We start from the raw sequence: 6,977 nt of genomic DNA on the forward strand, positions 1-6,977 counted from the left end.
AGCTTCTACATCATCATAATGCAATAATCCGTATATCAGACCAGATGCAAAGGCATCACCGGTACCAACGCGATCAATAACGTGGGTGATGTCCAATATTTCAGTTTTAATATATTCTTTTCCGTTCCACATCTTACCTTGTATTTGCTGGTGAGAAGCACTTACTGATTCTCTGTTTTTCCCAACCACTTTTTTAATCCTCGGGAAAGTTTCCATTAAAGCTTTAGCCGAAACCCGAAATTTTTCTCCCGGATTACCGAGTCCGAACATTTCATGAATTTCGGTGCTGCTGGTTATTACTATGTCACAATTTTGTACCAGTGCGGGCATTACTTCGTGCATGGTTTTACCATACTTCCACATATTTTTGCGCGAATTAATATCTCCAGAGACCGTAACACCCATCTTGTTCGCGGTTTTAATTGCATCGAGACAACACATTGCAGTACCTTCAGAAATTGCGGGCGTAATACCTGTCCAATGAAACCAATCGGCATCCTTCAGAACATCTTCCCAATCTATCATCGACGGCTCAATTAAAGAGAAAGCCGAACCTTCGCGTTCGTAAATCACTTCGCTGGGCCGGTGTACTGCCCCTTTTTCCAGAAAATACATGCCCATTTTATCACCACCATAAAAAACATGTTCGGTGCTTAGCCAATGCTGGCGAAGAAATTGAGTTGCAGCTTTCCCCAGGGCATTATCAGGGAAACGCGTTACGTGGGCTGCTTTCATACCAAGATAGGCACATGAAATTGCCACATTTGCTTCGCCACCTCCATATACAAGTTCGAAAGACGTAGCTTGCGAAAACTTTGAATAGCCCGGAGGAGATAACCGCATCATTACTTCTCCAAATGTTATTAGTTTTTTTGTCATTCTATATGTTCAAATAGATTCGTTGTAAAACCTTACAGATATCTCGGAACCTCCAGGTTTTGATCTAATCATTTTTAGTGAAATAGCCTTGATTTGACACAGCTTCATCACTTACAGTTATACTTGCTGTTTTAAACCAAACTTCAGCATAGTTGCCAGTTTCATACTGTTTTTGAATATCGCCACCAAACGTTTCAGCACCCGAACACCAGTTTTTATTTACCTCGGGAGATAATCCATTGGTTTGATTGTAACAACCCAGTTTAAAGAAACAACCTTCATCAGCATAGGCATTTTCACGTTCTACTCCATCCTGACCAATTGGTACAAACAGATTTTGAGTTTGCTCAGGAATATCAGCCGTTTTTATATATTCTGATTTTATTAAGTTTTTTGTAAAAGTTTTGGGTTCATGCCCTTCGCTGGTAAAAGTTAAGTACATCATACCATCTTTCACCTTTATTTCGTAACTAAATTCTTCACCCAAAGCAATACCATCCTCAGATTCTTCCGGGAAGGTATTTACTTCACTACCAACAACAGAGAAGTCGTAGCCCCAAACAGCGGTTGAATAATCCCATCGTCCGGCATTATCATCACCTGCAGTATTAATTTCATAATGCCAAAAGACCGAACCTTTGGAATGACCAGGGAATTTTTTGTAAAAGATTTTAAGCGGTTCGTTCTCATGCCCATCGGCACTATGAATTTGTCCCACAACAACGGCATACGAAGCAGCAACTCTGGCATCACCGGTCGCCGATACATTCATTACTTTAAGTGTGGCTGTTAACTTATCATCAGCAGTTGCAGGATACCATTTTTTTAATTGGGCCAACTCGGTTCTTGTATTGTTCGAAGTTCCGTGTGTATCTCCGGCATTAGGTGATTTAAAGACTACCCAATTGCCTTGCTCGTCGTTAGCCGTATAAAAGTAATCTTTGTGCTCATAGTCAATTGCCTGACCGACATTTGATCCATCACCTAAAATTAAATTCCAATGCTCGAAAAATGGAATAACCTCACTGGCATATATAGTCTCTTCAGCTTCCTTTTTTTTGGATTCTTTAGCGGTATTTGAACAGCTATTTACTAGTACGACAAAACCTATTATTAGAATAGATTGATAGATTGGTATAGTTTTTTTGACTTTCATTTTTCTATTTTTTCAACCGGTTGATGATTTCCAGAGCCTCGGTACATTTATCCGTAATGTAGCCGTAGTTCTTTTCTGCCAATACCTCTTTTGGGAAAAGTTGCGATCCCATTCCTACACAAGTAACTCCAGCGTTAAACCATCCTTTTAAATTCTCTTCTGTTGGAGAAACACCTCCGGTTGGCATAATACTGGCCCAAGGCATTGGTCCTTTCACGGCTTTTACAAAGCTTGGTCCGCCCACCTGAGAACCTGGGAATATTTTTACAACCTCGGCTCCCAGCTCGTGTGCCTGGCCAATCTCGGTAACCGAACCACACCCCGGACTCCAGGCAATTTTGCGCTTGTTACAAACTTTTGCAGTTGCTTCATCAATTAAAGGAGCCACAACAAAGTTGGTCCCTAAAGCAATGTACATGGCTGCTGTGGCTTCGTCTACAATCGAACCTACCCCCATAATCATCTCCGGGCAATGTTCAATACTCCATTTATTTAATTCTGCAAAAAGCAGTGTGGCAAAATCGCCGCGATTAGTGAACTCGAATACTCGCGCTCCACCATCGTAACAGGCTTTTACAACAGCCTTACATACTTCTATATCCTGATGATAAAATACCGGGACCATGCCGGTTTCTTTCATCTTTAATGCTACTTCTATTCTTGAAAATCTTGCCATAACTTTAGTATAAGAATGATTAAAAACTAGGTATTTTAGGCCGAATAGACCCCGCCATTAATATCGAGTGTTTCACCGGTAATAAATCCGTCGTATTCCGAAGCGAGAAAAACGACTGCACGCGCCACATCATCAGGATTACCTGCGCGCTGCAACGGAATAGATTCGATGGTTTTCATTGCAGACTCATTTGTTGTATGTGTTGCGTGAAAAGTTGTTCCCTGGATAAATCCAGGAGCAACTGAATTTACCCTGATATTTTGCGCTGCCAGTTCTTTAGCCAGTGATCGGCTCCAGGTTAAAACGGCTCCTTTACACATTGAATATACCAACGAACCGGCATGGCCTCCTACACGCCCTGCTAAGGAAGAAACATTTACAATACTCGCTCCTTCGGATTGATTTAAATGCGGAATAACTTCGCGGGTTACCAGCATCATGGTGGTCAGGTTTATATCAATTAGCTTTTGCCAGTAATCCATTTCAATGTCGCCAACAAAGCTTCGTTTTACAAGCGAACCGGAGTTGTTTATGAGAATATCAAAAGTACCCATTGCCTCAACTGCATTGCTTACACACTTTTTAGTTTCCTGTTCGTTGGTTAAATCAGCTTGTAAACAAATTGCTTTCTGACCTTTGTCTTCAGCAATCTTTTTTAGACGCATTGGTTCCTCATTCGAACTAAAATAGTGCATGCACACATTGCATCCTTCTTCAATCAATAGTTTTGAGATAGCTGCTCCAATACCCTGAGAGGTGCCGGTAACCAAAGCATTTTTACCTTTTAATTTATTCATCCTTCTATCCTTTTATTTTGGTTATTTTTTTTTAAATCTAAATAAAAGCTGCGAGTAGCAGCTAATCCAGTTTAGGCTTTTACCGATCAACACGAGCACTGCCACCGCCAATGATTTTTTCCACTTCAGACAAGGTAGCCATTGTAGTATCGCCAGGTGTTGTCATGGCTAAAGCTCCATGTGCAGCTCCATATTCTACAGCTTCTGCTCCGTCGTTAAATTCAAGGAAACCATAAATCAATCCTGATGCAAAACTATCGCCACCTCCAACACGATCCATAATTTCAAGATCTTCACGATGCACCGCTTCATGTATTACACCATTTGAATAGCAGATTGCCCCCCATGAATTTACAGTAGCTGTTTTTACAGTGCGCAACGTTGTAGCAATTACCTTGAAGTTTGGAAATTCTTTTATCGCATTTTCGATCATGCGTTTGTAGCCAGATAGATCTAATTCCTTCAGGTTTTCATCATTACCGGCAACTTCCAAACCTAAACAGGCTGTAAAATCTTCTTCATTACCGATCATTACATCTACATATTTGGCAATTTCTCGGTTTACTTCCTGAGCTTTCTTTTCGCCACCAATGGCTTTCCAAAGCGATGGACGGTAGTTTAAGTCGTAGGAAACAATGGTGCCGTATTCTTTGGCAATTTTTACAGCCTCAATAACTGTTTCAGCTGCAGTTTCTGAGAGTGCTGCGAAAATACCGCCGGTGTGCATCCAGCGTACACCAAGTGTTCCAAAAATGTATTCCCAGTCAATATCTCCTGGTTTTAACTGCGACGCTGCAGTATTACCACGGTCGGAAACACCCTTTGCACCGCGAATACCGTAACCTCTTTCTGTAAAGTTTAATCCGTTTCGTACGGTTCGGCCACAACCATCATAATCCATCCATTTTACAAATTGGGTATCCAATCCTCCCTGAAGCATAAAATCTTCAATTAAGGCTCCTACTTCATTATCTGCAAGGGCAGTAATAATAGCAGTTCTTTTTCCAAAACATCTTCTCAGTCCACGTGATACGTTGTATTCACCACCACCTTCCCAGGCTCTGAACTGACGGGCAGTTCTTATACGACCTTCTCCCGGATCAAGCCTAAGCATAACTTCACCCAGTGAAATGCAATCGTAAGTACATTCTGATTTTGATTTGATCTTCATTTTTGTACTAATTATTATTTATTGAAAAAACCACAATTTTATTGCCATTACTATGATGGCCAGAATTAGAATAAGTCTTATCCATTTATCGCCCTTTTTCATGGTGAAGTGGCTTCCTAAATATCCACCCAACGATGTTCCAATGGCCAGTGCAAAACCAACTTTCCAGTTTATGGCATCATTCAGGATAAAAACAATAATTGATGAAATACTAAATAACAGTGCCACAAAAACCTTAATGCTATTTGCATATTTTAGCGACAACTGATTTATTCGTGACAATATCATAATCATCAAAAAGCCAATACCAACATGTATAAAACCACCGTAAATGCCGATAAAGAAAAAAAGGACCAAACTAACTATCTTATTTTTCACAACCGGAATTATACTGTGTGATGCTGCTTTTTTATTCTTGAGTAAGATTGTAATGCCCGTGACAACCATAACAATTGATAATATCCGGTTAAATAACTGGTCGTCCATATCTATTGCCAGAAGTGAGCCAAGAATCGAACCAATAATAGCTATCCCTCCTGCATATAAACTAAACGGATAGATAAATATGCCCTTTCGTGAAAAATTCGTAACAGCTACAATATTTTGTGCGATAATACCAATACGATTAGTACCGTTTGCCACAACCGGTGGTAGTCCTAAAAATATCATTAACGGAAGTGTTATTAATGACCCCCCTCCGGCAACAACATTAATAAAACCGGCAACAACACCCGCTGCACTTAAAATCGCTAACTGTATAAAACTTAATTCATTCATCTTATAAAAACAGCCGAATACAAATACTTTATGTCAGAAGAATTTTTATGTATCCGGCTGTTGAAACTAACTAAACTAAACTATGCGAAAGGTGATTTATATAAAGTACAAACCACCAAAAAATCTATTCTCTGGTTTTATATTCCCAATGCCTGTCCACCACCAATCTGGATGGTTTCAGCTGTAATGAAAGATGCAGCATCGCTTAATAAGAAAGAAATAACACCAGCCACTTCTTCCGGCTCACCTAATCGTCCTAATAACACACTGTTTTTCCAGGAAGCAAAAAGCTCTGGTTTAGTCGCTTTAATTTGCGCATGGAAGGGCGTATCGATAGTACCCGGCGAAACAGCATTTACTCTAATTCCATATTCTGCCAAATCTTTAGCCAAGGCACGCGTAATTGATTGCACGCCACCTTTTGAAGCTGAATAAATACCGGCACCTGGTCCTGCTCCATTCCAGGCTGCATTCGAAGTATAGTTGATAATAGATGCATTTTCACCCTTTTTAAGGAAAGGGATAGCTGCTCTTGAAGCATAAAAAACCGAATCCAAATTAAGAGCCATAACAAACTTGTATTGCTCATCAGTCATTTCTTCAAAACGAGCTCTTACGCCAATACCTCCGGTATTGTTAATCAAAGCATCGATCTTCCCATACTTTTCGCCAATTTTTGTAATGTATTCCGTTACAGCTGCCGAGTCTGTCATGTCAAAGCCATAGTACTCTGCTGTAATTCCTTCGGCCTCTAACTCTTTTACTCTTTCAGCACCAGCTTCGTCTTCAATACCATTTAAAACTACAGTATACCCATCTTTCCCTAATTGTTTTGCCACCGCAAAACCAATACCACCAGTTGCACCGGTAATTAATGCTACCTTTGCTTTTGAACTCATAATCTCTATTTTTTTTAAGTTTTTTTCAAGCTTCATCTAATTAAGAGATGAAACTCATTTGATTAATGTTTTTTATTTTTCTTCTACCGACTTTATATTTCTGGCGAACAAGTAAATGGCTCCAACCCCCAGCGGCACAAATGCTGCAATAGCAATAAATATTGGGGTATAAGATATTTTGGCAACAACCGGAACCACGAAGTTCATTACGATTACGGAGAATACTCCAATCATTCCTCCCAATCCTGCCAACGACCCAACTGATTTTCCACTGAAAAAGTCACTTGGTAAAGTCTGTACATTACCAATAGCGAATTGGAATCCGAACAAGACTGCGCATACAATAAGTACGAATTTTAAAGCTGTGTCGCCAAACAATATTGTTGCGATTAATCCTGCAAGCATTATAGCGCCACCAATTACAATTGTTGTTTTACGTCCTTTATTGATTGAGCCGTTTTTTGCGATAATCATACCTGACACATAACCTCCTGCGATACTTCCAACAGCAGCGCCAACGTATGGAACCCACAAGAATAAAGCGACTTCTTTTACATTAAAGCCATAGGTATCGAAAAGATATATCGGCATCCAGGTTACAAACAACCACCAAATAGGCTCA

At 40.0% G+C, this 6,977-nt stretch carries 8 protein-coding genes; all 8 read right to left on the reverse strand.

What is annotated here, in order from left to right; genetic code table 11:
• Positions 1–879 (reverse strand): sugar kinase (locus ABZB17_RS18630; RefSeq protein WP_372652412.1); only part of this gene is annotated, 879 nt, incomplete at its 3' end.
• A gap of 64 nt (positions 880–943) precedes the next feature.
• Complete coding sequence (locus ABZB17_RS18635; RefSeq protein ID WP_372652414.1) at positions 944–2,035, reverse strand: polysaccharide lyase family 7 protein; 1,092 nt, start codon at positions 2,033–2,035, stop codon at positions 944–946.
• Between the two features lie 4 nt (positions 2,036–2,039).
• On the reverse strand, positions 2,040–2,711 hold the full coding sequence (locus ABZB17_RS18640; protein WP_319267119.1) for a bifunctional 4-hydroxy-2-oxoglutarate aldolase/2-dehydro-3-deoxy-phosphogluconate aldolase: 672 nt from the start codon (positions 2,709–2,711) through the stop codon (positions 2,040–2,042).
• Positions 2,712–2,746: 35 nt separating this feature from the next.
• Entirely contained in the window at positions 2,747–3,508 is a 762-nt protein-coding gene (locus tag ABZB17_RS18645) for an SDR family NAD(P)-dependent oxidoreductase (RefSeq protein WP_372652416.1), read from the reverse strand.
• Positions 3,509–3,587: 79 nt separating this feature from the next.
• Positions 3,588–4,679, reverse strand: coding sequence for a sugar kinase (locus ABZB17_RS18650; protein ID WP_372652419.1), 1,092 nt, complete (start codon positions 4,677–4,679; stop codon positions 3,588–3,590).
• 18 nt (positions 4,680–4,697) lie between these two features.
• Positions 4,698–5,456, reverse strand: a complete 759-nt coding sequence (locus ABZB17_RS18655) for a sulfite exporter TauE/SafE family protein (RefSeq protein ID WP_372652421.1) — start codon at positions 5,454–5,456, stop codon at positions 4,698–4,700.
• Between the two features lie 137 nt (positions 5,457–5,593).
• Positions 5,594–6,391 carry an SDR family NAD(P)-dependent oxidoreductase gene (locus ABZB17_RS18660; RefSeq protein ID WP_372652423.1) on the reverse strand — a complete coding sequence of 266 codons (798 nt, stop codon included), beginning with the start codon at positions 6,389–6,391 and terminating at the stop codon, positions 5,594–5,596.
• Positions 6,392–6,427: 36 nt separating this feature from the next.
• On the reverse strand, positions 6,428–6,977 hold a 550-nt coding region (locus tag ABZB17_RS18665), incomplete at its 5' end, for an MFS transporter (protein WP_372652426.1).

Source organism: Draconibacterium sp. (assembly GCF_041583095.1).
Lineage (GTDB): Bacteria > Bacteroidota > Bacteroidia > Bacteroidales > Prolixibacteraceae > Draconibacterium.